General features: G+C 44.3%; 14 protein-coding genes. 3 read left to right on the top strand and 11 right to left on the bottom strand.

Annotated elements, in window-relative coordinates; all coding sequences use genetic code 11:
• Positions 1-21: 21 nt before the first annotated feature.
• The 6 genes from BT112_RS16520 to BT112_RS16495 all read right to left on the bottom strand — a co-directional run bounded on the left by BT112_RS16520 (position 22) and on the right by BT112_RS16495 (position 8,542).
• Positions 22-1,338: a quinol:cytochrome C oxidoreductase gene (locus tag BT112_RS16520; protein ID WP_072318527.1), complete on the bottom strand. Its 1,317-nt coding sequence runs from the start codon at positions 1,336-1,338 to the stop codon at positions 22-24.
• A 99-nt stretch (positions 1,339-1,437) separates the two neighbouring features.
• The gene (locus BT112_RS16515; protein WP_072318493.1) at positions 1,438-2,001 is read right to left on the bottom strand and encodes a c-type cytochrome; all 564 of its coding nucleotides are present in this window, start codon (positions 1,999-2,001) and stop codon (positions 1,438-1,440) included.
• Between the two features lie 77 nt (positions 2,002-2,078).
• Positions 2,079-2,603 (bottom strand): DUF3341 domain-containing protein, encoded by a 525-nt coding sequence (locus BT112_RS16510; protein WP_072318492.1) that lies wholly within the window; start codon positions 2,601-2,603, stop codon positions 2,079-2,081.
• Positions 2,596-3,987 carry an NrfD/PsrC family molybdoenzyme membrane anchor subunit gene (nrfD, locus tag BT112_RS16505; protein ID WP_072318491.1) on the bottom strand — a complete coding sequence of 464 codons (1,392 nt, stop codon included), beginning with the start codon at positions 3,985-3,987 and terminating at the stop codon, positions 2,596-2,598. Before nrfD ends, BT112_RS16510 begins: the two co-directional genes overlap by 8 nt.
• 92 nt (positions 3,988-4,079) lie before the next feature.
• Positions 4,080-7,199 carry a TAT-variant-translocated molybdopterin oxidoreductase gene (locus BT112_RS16500; RefSeq protein ID WP_072318490.1) on the bottom strand — a complete coding sequence of 1,040 codons (3,120 nt, stop codon included), beginning with the start codon at positions 7,197-7,199 and terminating at the stop codon, positions 4,080-4,082.
• 62 nt (positions 7,200-7,261) lie between these two features.
• Positions 7,262-8,542, bottom strand: coding sequence for a c-type cytochrome (locus BT112_RS16495; protein WP_072318489.1), 1,281 nt, complete (start codon positions 8,540-8,542; stop codon positions 7,262-7,264).
• Positions 8,543-8,742: 200 nt separating this feature from the next.
• Between BT112_RS16495 and BT112_RS16490 the strand changes: the two genes are divergently transcribed.
• Both BT112_RS16490 and BT112_RS16485 read left to right on the top strand, forming a co-directional pair.
• On the top strand, positions 8,743-9,144 hold the full coding sequence (locus tag BT112_RS16490) for an SPOR domain-containing protein (RefSeq protein WP_245777058.1): 402 nt from the start codon (positions 8,743-8,745) through the stop codon (positions 9,142-9,144).
• A 150-nt stretch (positions 9,145-9,294) separates the two neighbouring features.
• Positions 9,295-9,792 carry an NRDE family protein gene (locus BT112_RS16485; protein ID WP_072318487.1) on the top strand — a complete coding sequence of 166 codons (498 nt, stop codon included), beginning with the start codon at positions 9,295-9,297 and terminating at the stop codon, positions 9,790-9,792.
• Between the two features lie 320 nt (positions 9,793-10,112).
• Here BT112_RS16485 and infB read toward each other — a convergent pair whose 3' ends face one another.
• The 4 genes from infB to aat all read right to left on the bottom strand — a co-directional run bounded on the left by infB (position 10,113) and on the right by aat (position 16,390).
• The gene (gene infB / locus BT112_RS16480; RefSeq protein ID WP_072318486.1) at positions 10,113-12,992 is read right to left on the bottom strand and encodes a translation initiation factor IF-2; all 2,880 of its coding nucleotides are present in this window, start codon (positions 12,990-12,992) and stop codon (positions 10,113-10,115) included.
• Between the two features lie 156 nt (positions 12,993-13,148).
• A complete protein-coding gene (gene nusA, locus BT112_RS16475; RefSeq protein ID WP_072318485.1) occupies positions 13,149-14,381 on the bottom strand; it encodes a transcription termination factor NusA in 1,233 nt (410 codons plus the stop codon).
• A 16-nt stretch (positions 14,382-14,397) separates the two neighbouring features.
• Positions 14,398-14,862 (bottom strand): ribosome assembly cofactor RimP, encoded by a 465-nt coding sequence (gene rimP, locus BT112_RS16470; protein WP_072318484.1) that lies wholly within the window; start codon positions 14,860-14,862, stop codon positions 14,398-14,400.
• Between the two features lie 859 nt (positions 14,863-15,721).
• The gene (gene aat, locus BT112_RS16465; RefSeq protein WP_072318526.1) at positions 15,722-16,390 is read right to left on the bottom strand and encodes a leucyl/phenylalanyl-tRNA--protein transferase; all 669 of its coding nucleotides are present in this window, start codon (positions 16,388-16,390) and stop codon (positions 15,722-15,724) included.
• Positions 16,391-17,025: 635 nt separating this feature from the next.
• On the opposite strand from aat, the gene BT112_RS16460 reads away from it, so the two are divergent.
• Positions 17,026-18,228, top strand: coding sequence for a site-specific integrase (locus tag BT112_RS16460; protein WP_072318483.1), 1,203 nt, complete (start codon positions 17,026-17,028; stop codon positions 18,226-18,228).
• 33 nt (positions 18,229-18,261) lie between these two features.
• On the opposite strand, the gene BT112_RS16455 is transcribed toward BT112_RS16460, so the two are convergent.
• Positions 18,262-18,491, bottom strand: a 230-nt coding sequence (locus BT112_RS16455; protein ID WP_175545815.1) for an ATP-binding protein, incomplete at its 5' end; no start/stop codon positions are given.

Genomic DNA, 18,491 nt, shown 5'->3' with positions numbered 1-18,491 from the left:
CTGTTTACTTTAGTTTCTGAATTAATAATGAAAGTGTTTGCTCTCTTCGATAAACGGGTTACGTTTCGGCAACAACGGTGCCTTGGTAAGTGCAGTAAACACTATAAAAATAAACAACCCGAGGAAGAACAGCACACCTCCTACTTCACCGATCCCGATAAACCATTGATCTCCGACTGTAGCAGGCATTATCATGTTATATATATCGAGATAGTGCCCTAAGAGGATCATTATCCCTGTCATTACCACAAACCAGTTCAGTCGCTTGTAATCACTATTCATTAAAACAAGCAGCGGGAACACGAAGTTAAGCACCACCATTCCGAAGAACGGAAGCTTATAATCTTCGATACGCGTCACGAAATACGTAACTTCTTCCGGAATGTTGGAATACCAGATAAGCATAAACTGGGAAAACCAAAGATATGTCCAGAAAATACTGATACCAAACATGAACTTTGCAAGGTCATGAATATGACTGTTATTTACTTCTTCCAGGTATCCTCTCGATTTCAGATAGATAGTGATCAGTGCTATAACGGTGATCCCGGAAACAAACATACTGGCAAATACATACCATCCGAAGAGGGTACTGTACCAGTGCGGATCAACACTCATAATCCAATCCCAGGACATCATAGACTCCGATACCAGGAAGAACACGAGGAATCCGGCAGATATTTTAAAGTTTCTTTTAAAATAACTATGATCATCGGCAGTATCCTGTGCTATAGAGAATTTTCTGGAGAAATGACGGTAAGCTGCCCATCCTGCTATATATATCACCGCTCTGATAAGAAAGAACGGAACATTGAGATAGCCTGTTTTTCCCTGTATAAGCTCGTCATGTGCCACGACTTCAGGATCCATCCATATAAAAAGATGGTTCATATGAACACCGGATAATACCAGTATAACAAAAACGAGTATTGCGCCCGGAAGCAGATATGCTGTGATCCCCTCCATTACTCTGAAAAGCAAAGGTGACCAACCGGCCTGGGACACCCTCTGAATGGCGTAAAAAGCAAGCACCCCGAGAGATATCATCATAAAGAAAAATGCAGCTACATAAAGTCCTGCCCAGGGTTTATTCTGTAATTGATGCAACAAATGCTCATCGTGGGATGTATCGTGTGTTGCATGCTCTTCATTATGTGTTCCATGTGCATCATGGGTAGCCACTTCTTCGTGCCCTCCACCGTGATGTGCATCTGCCACCATAGCTTTTGCTTCTTCTACAGTGCCCGGCGCAGCGAGAAAACCATAGCCCAGACCGAGAACACCAACGATCATTAGAACAAATGCAGACAGTCTTAACTTGTTTGAAAACGTGTACATATCCTGAAAATTCTCTTTATTGTATTTTGTAATTCTGTACTTCGGCAAGGTCTTGTTTTACATCTCGTATCTCCCGACACCTCTGTACCTCATTGAATATTACTTGGTCAAATCCTTTTTTAGCTGCTCCACGTACATGGTCACCTGCCAGCGTTCTTTCTCATTGAGTTGTGCAGCGTAAGATCCCATAGAGTTCAATCCGTAATAAATGACGTGATAAATACTGCCTTCGGTAATCTCCCTGTCCGCATAGCTGGGAACACCGAGGAATTTCTCCCGTTTTACCAGTACACCCTGTCCGTCACCTTTTCCACCATGACAAACGGCACAATAGATATCATACAATTCCTTTCCGTCTCCCAGGTTAGCTTCTGTAGACGTACTATCCGCCTCCAACGGATTTTTCAATTCCGCTTTGGCCAGTTCTTTACCTTCTGGCGTATTCTCGTAATCATAAGGCATCCACCCTCTGTTGATCGTATTTTCAGCAGGTAACTGGGCTTCCACACCGTTCTTAAAAGCATCCGACTCCTGGTAGGTTTCATAACCTACAGATTCATACATATTAGGCATAAATTGGTAGTTGGGCTTTGACTTGTTGAAACACGAAGTCATGATCGCTGCCGTACCAAGCACTATTCCTATTTTTATAAAGCTCTTCATTTAAACAGTATTTACGTTGTTGGGTTTTCGGCTTTCGGAATCCGGCAGTCACCGTATTCTTCTTACCGATCCGCTATCTAATGCTTTTCTGAAACTTTTACTTCAACTGCTCCGGTTTCCTGCAAAAAGGCAGATAAAGCCTCTATATTGCCACTTGCTGAAACTTCCATAAGGAAGTGATCATCCGTCGTTCTTACATCCGGATTCTCTGCCTCCTTAAAGGGCCACAATTTACTTCTGAGATAAAAAGTGATCACCATAAGGTGCGCGGCAAAAAATACGGTTAATTCAAACATGATCGGCACAAAAGCGGGCATATTATCCAAAAAGGAAAAACTCGGTTTCCCTCCGATATTCTGAGGCCAGTCTTCGATCATAATATAATTCATCATCGCAACAGCTACACAAAGCCCGATACATCCGTAAATAAACGATGCGATGGCTATTCTCGTAGGAGCAAGCCCCATGGCTTTATCCAGACCGTGTACGGGAAACGGTGTATATATTTCCTCGATATGATGATGTGCAGCCCTCACTTTCTTTACTGCGGCCAATAATACATCGTCATCGGCATAAATGGCTTGAATTACTTTATTACTCATGGTCGCCGTCTCTTAATTTTTTATACTTTTCTCCTGATGATTTCATAATGGTTTTCACCTCTGCCTGTGCTATTACCGGGAAAGTCCTGGAGTACAGCAAGAACAGAACAAAGAAGAACCCTATAGTTCCAACGAAGATCCCTATATCGATAAACGTCGGGGAGAACATGGTCCAGGAAGAAGGAAGGTAATCCCTGTGAAGTGAAGTAACGATAATTACAAATCGCTCAAACCACATTCCTATGTTTACCACAATCGAAATGATAAAGGAGAACATAATACTTGTTCTGAGTTTCTTGAACCACATAAACTGCGGGGAGAACACGTTACAGGTCATCATACACCAGTATGCCCATGCGTAAGGACCGGTAGCCCTGTTCAGGAATGCATATTGCTCGTATTCCACTCCGGAATACCATGCGATAAACAGCTCCGTGATATAAGCACAACCTACGATAGACCCCGTAATCATGATTACGATGTTCATCAACTCTATGTGTTGTAATGTAATATAATCTTCCAGGCTTACTACTTTTCTCATAATAATAAGCAGGGTATTTACCATCGCAAATCCGGAGAATACTGCACCTGCAACGAAGTAAGGAGGGAAGATCGTGGTATGCCATCCCGGTATTACTGAAGTCGCAAAGTCAAAAGATACGATAGTGTGTACAGAAAGTACCAGCGGGGTAGCCAAACCGGCAAGTACCAGTGACACTTCTTCAAAACGCTGCCAGTCTTTTGCCCGTCCGCTCCATCCGAAACTCAGCAGACTGTATATTTTTTTCTGGAAAGGCTTTACCGCCCTGTCCCTGATCATTGCAAAGTCGGGAAGCAGACCCGTCCACCAGAACACCAGAGATACGGACAAATAGGTAGATATCGCAAATACGTCCCACAGCAGGGGTGAGTTAAAGTTAACCCAAAGCGAACCGAACTGGTTAGGAATAGGAACCACCCAATATCCAAGCCATGGACGTCCCATGTGAATCAAAGGGAACAATCCGGCCTGAACAACCGAAAATATCGTCATAGCCTCTGCCGAACGGTTAATGGCCATTCTCCACTTTTGACGGAACAGCAAGAGTACCGCAGAGATCAACGTTCCTGCGTGACCGATACCAACCCACCAAACGAAGTTAGTAATATCCCAGGCCCAACCTACGGTTTTATTCAATCCCCAAGAGCCTATTCCTGTTGCAATGGTATAAATTATACACCCTATTCCCCAAAGAAACGCTACCAGGGCAATGGAGAAAACAATCCACCACTGCTTGTTTGCCTTGCCCTCCACGGGTCTGGCTACATCTACGGAAACATCGTGATAGCTCTTATCTCCGATTACCAGGGGTTTACGTATAGGTGCTTCGTAATGCGACGCCATTTTATAATTTTATATTTAATTACTCCTTTTATATTCTATGGTATAAACCGCTTTACCTCCACTATCATGCGGGAGTTCTCCGGTCTACCGCTCTATGCTTCCTCGGTATTCCTCACTTTTACATGGTAGAACACATTAGGCTTAGTCCCTACGTGCTCTAACAGGTGATACATCCTGTCGCTCTTCTTAAGAGCAAACACTTCATCCTCCTCATTATTCACATCCCCGAATACCATTGCACCACTGGAGCAGGCAGCCGAACATGCCGTCTGGAACTCATCTTTACGTACTTTTCTACCATCTCTTTTGGCATCGAGAATAGTTTTCTGGGTCATCTGGATACACATAGAACATTTTTCCATAACCCCTCTGGACCTTACTACGACATCCGGATTGAGTACCATTTTTCCGATATCATCATTCATATGAAAATCGAACTCGTCGTTGTTATTGTAAAGGAACCAGTTGAAGCGACGTACTTTGTACGGACAGTTGTTTGCGCAGTAACGTGTTCCCACGCAACGGTTATAAGCCATGTGGTTTTGCCCCTGACGTCCGTGAGAAGTAGCCGCTACCGGACATACTGTTTCACAAGGTGCGTGGTTACAATGCTGGCACATCACAGGCTGGAAAGCTACCTGAGGGTTCTCCGAAGCTTTTTCCATCTCTCCGAAAGTCGTCAGAGAGTCTCCCAAACCGGAAATAGACTCTACCACTTCGTTATCACCTTCGAAGCTTTCTTCGGAAGAATAATAGCGGTCTATACGCAACCAGTGCATATCTCTTGACCGACGCACTTCCGACTTTCCTACGACAGGAACGTTGTTTTCTGCGTGACAGGCAATAACACAGGCCCCGCAACCGGTACATGCATTCAGGTCTATCGACAGATTGAAATGATGCCCTACGGAGGTATCGAATTCTGCCCAGAGGTCTACGGACGTAGCCTCTACTTCATTATGATTAAGGGATACCTTCGGAGTTACATTCCACTCCTTGGCGTTCTTGGTATTAAATATCTCGAGACTGGTTTCCTTCAGGATATCACCACGCCCCATCAGCGTATTATGAAGCTGAACACAAGCAAACTCGTGTTCTCCGGCAACTTTCTCTACACTTACGGACTGTATTGCATTGAACCCGGCATATAAAGCATAAGCATTAACCCCGGTCTGCATTTCGGTTTTCACCCCTTCTTTCTTACCATAACCGAAAGAAAGTCCGACAGATCCCCTGGCCTGTCCCGGCTGAATAAGCACAGGTACACGATCCAGCGTAACGCCGTTTACGGTCACCTTGGCATAGCTACCATTAAGACCTCCGTTAGCCACATGCCTGTTTGTAAAGCCTAAAGCTTCTGCATCAGCTTTGGAAACAGTCAGGTAATTATCCCAGGACACTCTTGTGATCGGATCAGGAAACTCCTGCAACCACGGGTTATTGGCCTGTTGACCGTCACCCATACCGGTTTTAGGGTAAAGCACCAATTCCAGCCCGTCTGCTTTTGCAGCCGCAAGTTTCCTTGCCATGCCCGCAGCATTCCCGGCAGGAACCGCTGTTGAAGCCTCTGTAGCCTCTGCATCGTCCTGTTGATTATCCGCAATACCCGCTACAGCTACAGGAGCCGAGGCCACGAATACACCATCGTGCAGTGCTTTATTCCAGGAACCACTTCCAAGCAGCGAAGTGCTCCAGAAATCTTTTATATAATCGTAATACGTCTTATCACTTCCGATCCACTTTAAAAGAGAATCCTGAAATTGCCGGGTATCAAACAACGGGCGGATCGTAGGCTGCATAAGCCCGTAATATCCCTGTTTCATTTCCACATCTCCCCAAGATTCCAGGTAGTGCGGCGCCGCGGCAACATACTGTGTAGCAATCGCCGTCTCATCCTCTTTCATAGAAAAAGTAACGGACAGACTTACACTTTTCAGCGCCTCGGTAAATTCGGCAGCACCAGGCATAGTATACGCCGGGTTCACTCCGCTCATAATGATCGCACCCACTCTTCCCGACTTCATATCGGAAACCAGTTTATTTACTCCTTCCACATCTCCCTGACGCAGTAATCTCGGCGCTTTCACATCGAACGCAGCACTTTGCAACATTTCGTTGATAGCCAGGGCCAGTCCTTGCGCATCCACATCATCAATACCGGTCACTACAACCGCACCCCTACCAGCTTTACGCAACTGAGAAGCCGCATTTTTCACAGCAGCATCCACATGTTCCGGCAGTTCGCCGGAAACCGAAGAACCACTCAGATACCCATACAACTTGGCAAGCGCCACTTTTTGCTGTGAAGGCGTTACAGGCACACGCTTATCGGCATTCGCACCGGAAAGCGACATATTCCCTTCAAACTGGATATGGCGTGACATTTTCCCATTAGAGGGCACTCTTTTCTTAGCATACCCGCTATCAAAACCACCGCCATGCCAATCCCCGAGAAAATCAGCAGCAAAAGAAACAATAAGATCCGCTTTGGAGAAATCATAATCCGGAAGCGCTCTCTTACCATACTTTTGTTCAAATGCAGTCAGCGTCGCATCTTCGGAAATGGCATCGTATTGTACGTGTTGCACATTACCGAACTTCTCAGCGAAGTCAGCAATCAGTTTTGTCGTTGACGGACTGGCATATGTCTGCGTCAGCAACACGATAGCCTTACCACCTGCTTTTGCAGCATTCAGCTTAGCCACCACATCGGCATCGAGGTCTTCCCAGGTAATATAATCACCTCCGGATTTAGGCCCCTGCACCCTTTTACTATCATACAAGGATAACACAGAAGCATTAACCCTTGCATTAGCCGAGCCGTTAACTTTGGCTTCGGCATTATTCTCTATCTTAATAGGACGACCTTCCCTGGTCTTTACCAACACACTGGCAAAGTCATAACCATCGGCAATAGTCGTCGCATAATAATTTGCTACTCCGGGACGGATCTGCTCCGGTTGTACAACGTAAGGAATCGCCTTTTTCACAGGTCCTTCACATGCCGCCAATGTTACGGCAGCCGTACTAAACCCTACATATTTAAGAAAGTCCCTCCGGGAAGTTGAAGACGCTTCCAGGTTCTCCTTATCCCCCAAAAACTCATCTACCGGAATTTCCTCAACAAACTCATTCTGTTTAAGTGTCTTCACTACGGAGTTGCTCGGATCCAGCTCCTCAACACTTTTCCAGTATTTTTTGTTTGACGCCATGTTTTATATAAAATTAGCTCTTTTTAACAATGCAGGCGCACATGCATGCGCCTTAGATTTTATTAATAGTGACACTTACCGCACTCCAACGCTCCCATCTGTGCAGCCGTAAGTTGCTCTACTCCGTATTTCTTGGATAATTCCTCGTGTATCTTCTCGTAATACTCGTTCCCTTCCATTTTCACATTGGTTGTCCTGTGACAATCTATACACCACCCCATAGTTAACGGAGAAAACTGTCTTACCACTTCCATCTCCTCAATAGGACCATGACATTGCTGACAAGCCACACCTGCCACAGTTACGTGCTGTGAGTGATTGAAATAAGCAAAATCCGGAAGATTGTGAATTCTAACCCATTTCACAGGCTTGGTTTCACCGGTATAAGACTGGCTTTCCGCATCCCATCCTACCGCAGCATACAATTTCTTGATCTCACCATCGTAGAATTCTTTGGAATGCTCGGCAGTTGCAGTTTCAGGCGCAACTTCCATGATATTTTTATGACAATTCATACATACATTCAGGGAAGGAATACCGGAAGTCTTGGAAACTCTCGCAGAAGAGTGACAGTATTTACAATCGATCTCATTATCCCCGGCATGTATTCTGTGCGAAAAATGTATAGGCTGCACAGGCTCGTACCCCTGATCCACACCTACCTGCATCATATAACCATAAACGAAGAAGGCAGACACCAGCAACAATACGATCACAGAAACAAAAACAAGGAACTGATTTTTCACAAAAGCCTTCCATAACGGCAGTCTCTTTGCTTTTTCTTCCGGAAGCACGATACCTTTTGCATCTGCAATACGCATCAGTGTCCTGTTCACCAGGATCAGCATAATAGCCAACATCGCAAAAACCAACACCAATGCCCCCAACACTACTTCGTTAGGAACACCGGAAGGTTCCGCGGCTACAACCTGCCCGGCACCTGCCCCACCAGCCGCAGCAGCAGAAGCCGGCGGATTCTCGGTGTAAGCAAGGATATCATCGATATCCTGCTCGGACAATTGCGGGAAAGTATTCATAACCGCCCCGTTAAACTCTTCATAAATCGCAATCGCCTCCGCATCTCCGGATTTTCTCAACGCAACGTTATTCTTAATCCATTTATGCAACCATTCCCGGTCGCGCTTATCCGTAACACCGGCAAGCGCAGGCCCGGTCATTTTTTGATCTAACTTATGACAAGCTGCACAATTGGAATTGAATAACTGCTTCCCTCTGTCAGGGTCGCCTTCTTGTCCAAAAAGAGTTGTAGAAAACGCCAGCAGAATCGCCAGACTAATACTTAGAATTCCTGAAACAGAATTGCGGTGTATCACCTCTTTCATATCAATATTATGTGTTATCTCTCCTTAATTTGGCATGATTTTTTCGTCGGATAACAACAAAAAAAACACAGGTTCTTTAAATCCGTGCACAAAAATACGATATAGACTTCATTTGGGAAATGTTGACAAAGCGTTAATAATTAATTTATAACAATTCTAAATAAATTTTAACGTTATGATTTCAAGCTAATAAATTACTTTTGCACAAAACAGTATTCATTATGAGATTTTTAAGCACACCCCGTATTTTTTTACTTTTGTTTTTCCTACTTTCCGCCACTTTACAAAGCCAGGCACAGGAAGGAAAAATTAACATTCAACAGGATGTTAAAGTAGAAAAACTCCTCGCTGCAAAAACAGAATTAAACAAAGATGACAGTGGTTCTGACAGATACCGTATCCAAATATACAATGGCTCCTTAGAGGGTGCTACGAAAGAACAGGCAAATTTCAGGAACAACTTTGAATTTCCTTGTGATATTGCATTTAAAACACCTACATACCGGGTATATGCAGGCAAATTCCGTACAAAGCTCGAAGCAGACAAGCATTTGATGGAAGTTAAAAAACAATACCCCAGTGCGTTTATCATAAATCCGTAATCTCCGCAACGGTCTGAACAGACCTGCACATACGAAATTCCAAACCCAAAACAGGTCCTTCATCTCCTGACCGGGAGGACCTGTAACCCTGCCGGCCCGCACACTCACCCCGACAACATCTCAGCATCCATTGTTTAGCCTTCTATACTCATGTGCACAGTTACCTTTGTCCATACCGAAGAACAGGTTATTCTCACCTCCAACAGAGACGAAAGCATACACCGCTCCGCAGCCCTTCCTCCGCATATCTACACCATCAACCACAAAAGGCTGGCTTTTCCTAAAGACGGACGCTCGGGCGGAAGCTGGTTTGCTACCGACAGCAATGGTATTACAGCTATCGTACTCAACGGCGCGGAAGCCCCACATACACCGCAAGGCCCGTACCGGAAAAGCCGCGGACTCCTGTTACTCGACATCATCAGCCACAAAGACCCAATAACCGCCTGGGAAGCCATTGCACCAGACCGTATCGAACCGTTTACGATACTCCTCTTCAGAGCCCCTGACCTTACGGTATTACAATGGAACGGCACCTATAAAAAACAGCCCCGGTCGCAGCAAGAACACCTTACATCCTATCTTCTTCCACCTTATACACCGAAGCCCAGCAGGAACACAAAAAACAACGTTTTAACGACTTTCTGACAAGTCATAGTAACATTACGCCGGATGACCTATTGCAGTTCCATCAAACGGTTAAAACAGAAGACACCGGTAGTCGGCTCCCCAAGAATCCGGAAGTTCCGGTAGCCACATTAAGTATCACCCAATGTATCCTGAAAAAGAATGAAAAACAGATGCGCTACCTGCAGCTTTTCCCCGAAAAGAAAAACCATACGCTATCTTTTTGAACCCAATAAGAAACCCTAAGACAATTATCCCGGCCACGGAACAGAAGTTATCCAACGAAAATAAGCCCCGGACCTTAACGGACCGGGGCTTATTATCTGGTATTTGCCAAGATATTATTTCAGCTTTTTCTTCACTTCCACTTCGCGGAATGCTTCTATGATATCTCCTTCTTTGATGTCGTTGTAGTTCTTCACCTGCATACCACAGTCATAACCTTTGGAAACTTCTTTAACATCATCCTTAAATCGTTTCAACGAAGCTAACTCTCCGGTAAATATAACCACCCCATCACGTATGAGACGGATACCGGCACTCCTGTATATCTTACCGTCCGTAACCATACATCCGGCAATAGTTCCGACTTTAGAAATTTTAAAGGTCTCCCTGATCTCCGCAGTACCTGTGATCTCCTCTTTCATTTCCGGAGACAACATACCTTCCATCGCATCTTTGAGGTCATTGATCGCATCGTAGATGATAGAGTAAGTACGGATATCTATTTCCTCTTTGTCAGCCACAGTCCTCGCATTACCCATAGGTCTTACGTTAAATCCTATGATAATCGCATCGGATGCGGAGGCCAGCAACACATCGGATTCCGTGATCGGCCCGACGGCTTTGTGTATGATATTGATCTGTATTTCGTCGGTAGACAATTTCTGGAACGAATCGGTCAGGGCTTCTACAGAACCATCCACATCCCCTTTGAGGATAATGTTAAGCTCTTTAAAGTCACCCAGTGCAATACGTCGTCCGATCTCATCCAGGGTAATGTGCCGCTGCGTACGAACGGATTGTTCCCGCTGCAGTTGCGTACGTTTTGCCGCGATTTGCTTGGCTTCTTTTTCATCTTCGAAGACATGGAACTTATCTCCTGCCTGCGGCGCACCGTCCAGCCCCAGAATAGATATTGGGGTTGAAGGACCTGCTTCCTTGACCAGCTTACCACGCTCATCCTGCATAGCTTTTACCTTACCACTGTGTCTTCCTGCAAGCACATAATCTCCGATACGGAGCGTACCTCCCTGCACCAGTATGGTAGCCACATATCCGCGTCCTTTATCGAGGAATGCCTCTACTACAGTACCGTTTGCCACCTTGTCCGGATTAGCCTGAAGCTCGAGTATTTCGGCTTCCAGAAGCACTTTTTCCAACAGTTCGGGCACTCCGGCTCCGGTTTTGGCAGAAATATCCTGAGATTGTATTTTACCTCCCCAGTCCTCTACCAGGAGGTTCATGGATGCAAGGCGTTCTTTTATCTTATCCGGATTAGCCGTAGGCTTATCCACTTTGTTAATCGCAAATACGATCGGCACCCCGGCTGCCTGAGCGTGACTGATCGCCTCCTTGGTTTGCGGCATCACGTCATCGTCTGCAGCAATCACGATAATCGCAAGGTCGGTAACCTGTGCTCCACGGGCACGCATTGCAGTAAACGCTTCGTGACCTGGTGTATCGAGGAACGTGATCTTTTGTCCGTCCGGAAGACTTACTCCATAGGCACCGATGTGCTGGGTAATACCACCGCTTTCTCCGGCAATAACGTTTTCTTCACGGATATAATCCAGCAATGATGTTTTACCGTGGTCTACGTGTCCCATCACTGTAACGATCGGCGCTCTACCCTTGAGGTCTTCAGGATTATCTTCCTGCTCTACGATAGACTCTTCGATATCTGCAGTTACAAATTCCACTTCATAACCGAATTCTTCGGCTACGATAGACAGGGTTTCCGCATCCAGACGCTGGTTCATGGTTACCATGATCCCTAAAGACATACAAGCTGAAATAACACTGGTCGTAGGAACGTTCATCATGGTTGCCACTTCCGCTACGGTAACAAACTCCGTAACTTTGAGCACCTTGCTTTCCAGTTCCTGTTGTGCGATATCTTCCTCCGACTTCTGACGGTGAAAGTCCCGTTTCTCTCTTCGGTATTTCGCTCCTTTGGACTTACTGGATTTACCCTGCAATTTCTCCAGGGTTTCACGCACCTGTTTTTGCACTTCTTCGTCGGTAGGCTCCACCTTGTTTACTATCGGCTTTTTACCACCGACACCAGGTTTTCCCCGTTTACGGAAGTCTCCCCCACCCTGTCTGTTCTGGGTAAAGTTACCACCGGAACCGTCTTTGCTTATACGCTTGCGCTTGCGTTTCCTATCTTTATTATTATTGTTGTTATTACTCCCCTGCTTATCGTCGGCAGGTTTCTTTTTCTTGGGCTTTTCAAACTGGGACAGATCGATCTTTTCTCCGGTCATTTTAGGTCCGGAAAGTTTCTGATACTGGGTTTTCAGTTTTTCGCTCTCAACCTCCTCGTCCTGTATAATTACTTTACGAGTTTCTTTGGGTTCTTTTGGAGCCGGTTTTTCTTTCTCCACTGCCTTTTCCTGCTTTACTTCTTTTTCTTTTCCGGGAGCTTCCGGAGCTTTCTGCTCTTTTTCAGCCTTACCGGTAGTTTCTGCAGGTATTTGTTTTTCAACAGTTTCCTTTTTCTCCTCTGGCTTCTCTTTCTCCTCCACCTTTTTCACTTCGGGTGCCTGAGGAGTTTCGGGGGTCTTTGTTGTTGTTTCCTCTTTCGGAGCTGCAACTTCTTTTTCCTCCGGTTTTTCTTCGGGTATACTTTCTTCGGCTTTTTTAGGGTCCAGATCTATCTTTCCAACGGTCTTCGGCCCGGACAGGTTGGCTTTTGCCTTGATCACCTCCTGCTGCTCCTGGGCTTTTCGTTTTATCTCCTGCTCCCTTTCCAGTTCCTGGCGTATCGCTTCCTTCTCTTTCCGCTTCTCCTCTCCTACTTCCTTGGAAGCCACTTTTTTGCTTTTATCCGTCTGAAACTCTTCCAAAAGAACCTTGTACACTTCATGGGATATTTTGGTCGTGGGTCTGGCCTCCACGTCATATCCTTTGGAAGACAGGTGTTCTACTGCCCTGTCCAATGAAATGTTCAGTTCTCTCAGCACTTTATTAAGCCTCAATGTTGCGTTTTCAGCCATAAATATTTTTTTAATCCTCTAAAATTTTATTCTGAACTCTATGATGGTCTTTTCACCTTTTTCAAACGGGAAACGGTATTGCTTTTACGCCAGGGTACTCCCGTTGTACAACCAGATATTTCCTGTACAACGTTTAGGGGTGATACCCGCTGTCTCTTAGTCTTCGAACTCTTCCTTCAGTATTCGCTTTACTTCCAGAATCGTTTCTTCTTCGAGATCGGTACGTTTTATAAGGTCCTCCACATCCTGGTCGAGTACGCTTCTCGCGGTGTCCAGTCCAATCTTTTTAAATTCTTCTATAATCCATTCTTCTATCTCATCCGAGAATTCGGTGAGCTCCACGTCTTCTTCTACTCCTTCACGGAATACATCGATCTCGTACCCGGTAAGGAACCCGGCAAGCCGGATGTTATAACCACCTTTTCCGATAGCTTTGGATACTTCTTCCGGTTTCAGGATCACTTCGGCCCTTTTGGTCTCTTCGTCTATGGAGATAGAAGTTACTCTTGCCGGACTCAGCGCCCTGCTAATGAACAGTTGGGGATTGTTTGTGAAATTGATCACATCGATATTTTCGTTCCCAAGTTCACGTACGATACCGTGAATCCTCGAACCTTTCATACCGACACATGCACCGACCGGGTCGATCCTGTCGTCGTAAGAGTCGACAGCTACTTTGGCTTTTTCCCCCGGTATCCGTACAACTTTCTTTATAGTAATCAATCCGTCAAACACTTCAGGAATTTCCTGCTCAAAGAGTTTCTCCAGGAAGTCCGGAGATGTTCTCGACATTATAATGGCAGGTTTATTTCCTTTCAGTTCCACGCTTTCAATGATACCCCGTACGTTTTCTCCTTTACGGAAAAAGTCGGACGGAATCTGTTTTTCTTTAGGAAGAACTATTTCATTTCCTTCATCGTCCAGCAAAATAACAGCTTTATGTCGAATATGATGCACTTCTGCCGTATAAATTTCACCTATAAGGTCTTTAAACTGCTTGTAGATGGTCGTATTGTCGTGTTCGTGTATCTTAGATATAAGGTTTTGACGCAGCGCTAAAATAGCTCTTCTTCCCAAATCTATCAACTTTACTTCTTCGGAAACATCTTCACCCACTTCAAAATCGGGCTCTATTTTCCGGGCATCAGACAGTGAAATTTCCTGGTTGGGGTCTTCCACCTCATCATCGGCAACCACGATCCTGTTTCTCCATATCTCAAGGTCTCCCTTATCAGGGTTGATGATGATATCGAAGTTGTCGTCAGAACCGAATTTCTTTTTCAGCGCATTTCTGAAAACTTCTTCCAAAATCGCCATCAGTGTTACACGATCTATAAGTTTATCATCTTTAAACTCCGAAAATGAATCGATCAATGCAAGATTTTCCATGTCAAAAACTTAATAATTAAAATACTATCATCACTTTAGCTTCGGCTATATCCGAAAAAAGGATTTCTTTTTCTATGGTTACTGTTCTTTTTCCTTTGCCCACGGGCTTTGGCTCCCGCTGTTTCCATTCCAGCGTTACACCTTCTTCACTAACTGCTACCAGGTTACCTTCTACGGTCTCCCCCCCGGTGGTTTTTACCTGCAATTTCCTCCCTACGTTCTTATTGTACTGTCTGGGGTGCACTATCGGCTCGGCAGCTCCCGGAGAGGTCACCTCGAGGGAAAAGTCAGTCTCATCCCTGTCGAGCTGATGCTCCACATGTCTGCTCACCAATATACAATCGTTCAGAGAAACGCCGGCATCACCATCGATAATCACTTTTATCTTATTGTCGGGAGACACAGAAAAATCTATCAAAAAAAGGGACTCGTTCTCGGCAAATACCTCGGTAAGAAGCTCTTCAACTCTTTCCTTTAACATCAGTAATTTTTATAAAAAGAGGGGACTTAAGTCCCCTCCGAAATAGTTTTTCTCTTTCTTCGGCGCAAATATACGACTTTTGCCTTACAAATAACAATTGAAACCCAATAAATTACCCCGTTTAAACCGGGAATGCGCAAAAAAATGGCCTTTTGTCCATTTTTTCACCCTTAGCATCTTCAAAGCCGTGTAGTACAACCATTGCTCTCCATCTGCATATCACTGTTTTCTCTGGCAGACTTCACCCTGTTGCACCTATACAAGCAAAGCACTCCGGCACCGCCACCTCTCAGTTATCAACCAACTTCATAGCACCTTCGGAATACCGGCTTCCCTGCATATCAACCTCATTCGAAAGACCATGATGACACACCTTTCCCTCCCTGACCAATGCCGCCATGCCCCCATAGTGTCTTCTACCGGAGTTTCAGCATTCACATAATGGCTGCAATACAGATCTATAACTTCGGTTTTTAAGCCTTTTAAGACGCCCCTCGCAGACCTGTATCCCATACCGGGGGATGACCGTAAGAATAAGTGTCCGTACCTTTATCGCGTTGCAGGAACCCGCATTTGGCAAGTATAAAAGCCGGTTGCGCTGAGGCAGCAGGATCTCAACGATCCGTTTTTCGTTGAGCCCCATGCCATACACATCTGCAGTATCCCGGAATTTTCACCCCACATTAAGCGGTTTTCGAAACACTTTCAAAGATTATTTGTCGTTTATCTTGCCATACTCATCCCCAAACCTCCCAGTCCGATCGCCGAGAGTTTTTCGCCCGTATTTCCAGGCGTCCTGTACTTCATTCTACACCTGTTCTCCTATGGCGTTCCAAACCCGGAAACACATTAAAACCCTTTAAACCACAGACCCGGAACGAGGGGGTGCGCCTTCACCTTGTAACAACCGCATAAACACATCACGCGGTATTTCCCTCGCTCCAAGACTGGCCAGGTGTGCCGTATGCACCTGACAATCGACCAGCTTATGACCGGCTGCCTTTAATTTTTGCACAAGGGCTATAAACCCTGCTTTCGAGGCATTACTCACCCTGGCAAACATGCTTTCTCCGCAAAATACATGCCCGAGATCTATACCATAAAGTCCACCGACCAGCATTTCGTCCTGCCACACTTCTACCGACTTGGCATACCCGAGACGGTGCAAACGGACATAGGCAGCAATCATCTCTTCGGTAATCCAGGTACCTTCCTGCCCGGGACGTTTCGTAGCCGCGCACGCCCTGATAACGGCATCGAAGTTATTGTTGAATGTAATGCTGAAAACCTCCCGGCTTATCACCTTACGCATACTGGCAGAAATCTTAAGTTCGTCAGGAAAAAGCACCATACGCGGATCGGGGCTCCACCACAATATCGAACTATCGTCGTCGAACCATGGAAAGATGCCGCTTCGATAAGCCAGCATAAGGCGTTCCGGCGAGAGGTCGCCACCAATAGCCAACACTCCTTCTGGTGAGGCCACGGAGACAGGCGGAAATACGATATGTTCGTCAAGGAGGATCATATAAAAACGATTGGGTAAAAAATTTATTGGATAAAAAAATAAAAACCTTTTTGTTATTACAAAATTTTTATCCATATTTGTCATGTCTTTGTGAACATTTATTTTTCATCATTGCTTTTTGAGTTTGTCACAAAGGCAAAACCTAAAACCACAACATTAAGTCCCGATTCAACCTGTCGGGACTTTTTCTTTACACAAAAGTCAGCCCTTATAACAAGAAGCCATTAATTACACCCGGTTTTTCATACCGATATTTTTTTGTATTTAGAATTCTTTTGTTTCGGACATAATCTACAAAATGGACTCCGGCTAAATGAAAAACAGATTACAAATACAGAATATCAATCCATAAACTCATTAAGCAGGCTCACCGTATCGAGGGAATTATTGCAATGAACCAAAAGATGCTCATTTTCAAACAAAAAACCCTGTAAAACAATCGTTTCACAGGGTTTTTCCGTACCTCGGGTGGGAATACCAATTTTTTTAATCACACTTAAACTCTTTTAATCACTTACATATCTTATAAATAGCATGTTAGTTTTTTAATTTTATTGTCGTTGAAATCATTTTTAACATAAAAATGTAGCCCTATTTGTTGCCCCTTTTTTATCTTTATATCAAATTAGAGAATTATGAAAGTTTCATTTCATTTAAGAAGGGATAAATTTGATAAGGAAGGCTATGCCCCAATAAGGATGTTGATCTCTGCAAATGGATTTAAAGTCTTTAAATCAATACCCGGCGTTAGAAGTAAGGAGAAGTATTGGGATGAAAAGAAAGAAAGGATTAAACCCTCTAAACCCAAAGAAAATTATAATTTCCATATAGAATACAACAGGAAGTTGGATGAGAAAGAGACTCAAATAAAGGGTTTATTTAGATATATGTTACTTAATGACATAATTCCTACCAAAGATTTCATCCAGTCCAAATTGAAGGAAGATCTAAATGGTCTTAACGTTGTGCACAAATTTTTCCCTTCCTTTCAGGAATTTATTGATACCAACAAATCCGTGAAGTCGGAGCGAACGATAAAGGGTTACGTTACCAATAAGAACTTTTTGACAGATTTCGAGACATTTACCGGATATAAGCTGCATTTTGGAAGTATCGACAGGGAGTTTTATGAGAAACTAAGGGATTATGCCTTTGAAGAAAGAGAAGCGAGGAATAACTATTTTTTCAAGATCATATCGGTGCTCAAAACCTTTATGAATTGGGCCTATGAAAGGGGCTATCACGAGAACCTGGCTTATCAGAGATTTAAGCGACAGGAAGATGAAACGGAAGTCATTTATTTAACAATGGATGAATTAATGACGTTGTATAACCATGAGTTCGAATCCAAACGTTTGGAGCATGTAAGGGATGTATATTGTTTTGGTTGTTTTACCGGGTTGCGATACAGCGATATAAAACAATTAAGGGCATCCAATATATTCGACAATCACCTCCGTATTAATGTGCAAAAGACGAGAACCATAGATCATAAAATACCGCTAAATGTTTACTCCAAAGCCATATTAGATAAATACAGGGACACTGTTTATGAACCTCTTCCCGTAATTTCCGGACAAAAGTTCAATAAATACATAAAAGAATGTTGTGAAGAAGTAGAAATAAACACTCCCACAACCATTACCCGGTATATCGGCCAAAAACGTATTGATAAAACCTTTCCGAAGCACGAGTTGATTACAAGCCATACTGCACGAAAGACTTTTGTTACCAATAGCCTTATTTTGGGAATGAAAGAAATGATTGTCCGGGATATAACTGGAAAGAACGGACAAAGTGAGCCACCTAAAACGGATAAAAGTGAGCAGTGTAAATGAAGTGTTTAAAATCGATTCATTCTTGGTGTAAAGTTAGCTTTTATTTCTTAGTTTTTTCCGCATAGATTCTCCCTTAATATTAATCCGGTGTGCGGTATGTACCAGGCGATCTAAAATAGCGTCCGCAATAGTCTGTTCCCCGATGGTTTGATGCCAGGCCTCTATAGGAAGCTGGGAAGCCATAATGGTGGAGCGTTTTCCGTGCCTGTCTTCGATAATTTCCATCAACGTTTGCCTATTGATATGATCTAAGCCTTTTAATC

This window comes from Sinomicrobium oceani (genome assembly GCF_900119185.1).
Classification (GTDB): domain Bacteria; phylum Bacteroidota; class Bacteroidia; order Flavobacteriales; family Flavobacteriaceae; genus Sinomicrobium; species Sinomicrobium oceani.
Note: the sequence above shows the minus strand (reverse complement) of the source record. Positions and strands in the feature narration are given on the sequence as shown.

Bases quoted from the DNA above. Each gene is read 5' to 3' on its own strand.
- BT112_RS16460 (WP_072318483.1), top strand. From the start codon at position 17,026: ATGAAAGTTTCATTTCATTTAAGAAGGGATAAATTTGATAAGGAAGGC.
- infB (WP_072318486.1), bottom strand. From the start codon at position 12,992: ATGGCTGAAAACGCAACATTGAGGCTTAATAAAGTGCTGAGAGAACTG.
- BT112_RS16510 (WP_072318492.1), bottom strand. From the start codon at position 2,603: ATGAGTAATAAAGTAATTCAAGCCATTTATGCCGATGACGATGTATTA.
- nrfD (WP_072318491.1), bottom strand. From the start codon at position 3,987: ATGGCGTCGCATTACGAAGCACCTATACGTAAACCCCTGGTAATCGGA.
- nusA (WP_072318485.1), bottom strand. From the start codon at position 14,381: ATGGAAAATCTTGCATTGATCGATTCATTTTCGGAGTTTAAAGATGAT.
- aat (WP_072318526.1), bottom strand. From the start codon at position 16,390: ATGATCCTCCTTGACGAACATATCGTATTTCCGCCTGTCTCCGTGGCC.
- BT112_RS16515 (WP_072318493.1), bottom strand. From the start codon at position 2,001: ATGAAGAGCTTTATAAAAATAGGAATAGTGCTTGGTACGGCAGCGATC.
- BT112_RS16485 (WP_072318487.1), top strand. From the start codon at position 9,295: ATGTGCACAGTTACCTTTGTCCATACCGAAGAACAGGTTATTCTCACC.
- rimP (WP_072318484.1), bottom strand. From the start codon at position 14,862: ATGTTAAAGGAAAGAGTTGAAGAGCTTCTTACCGAGGTATTTGCCGAG.
- BT112_RS16500 (WP_072318490.1), bottom strand. From the start codon at position 7,199: ATGGCGTCAAACAAAAAATACTGGAAAAGTGTTGAGGAGCTGGATCCG.
- BT112_RS16520 (WP_072318527.1), bottom strand. From the start codon at position 1,338: ATGTACACGTTTTCAAACAAGTTAAGACTGTCTGCATTTGTTCTAATG.
- BT112_RS16495 (WP_072318489.1), bottom strand. From the start codon at position 8,542: ATGAAAGAGGTGATACACCGCAATTCTGTTTCAGGAATTCTAAGTATT.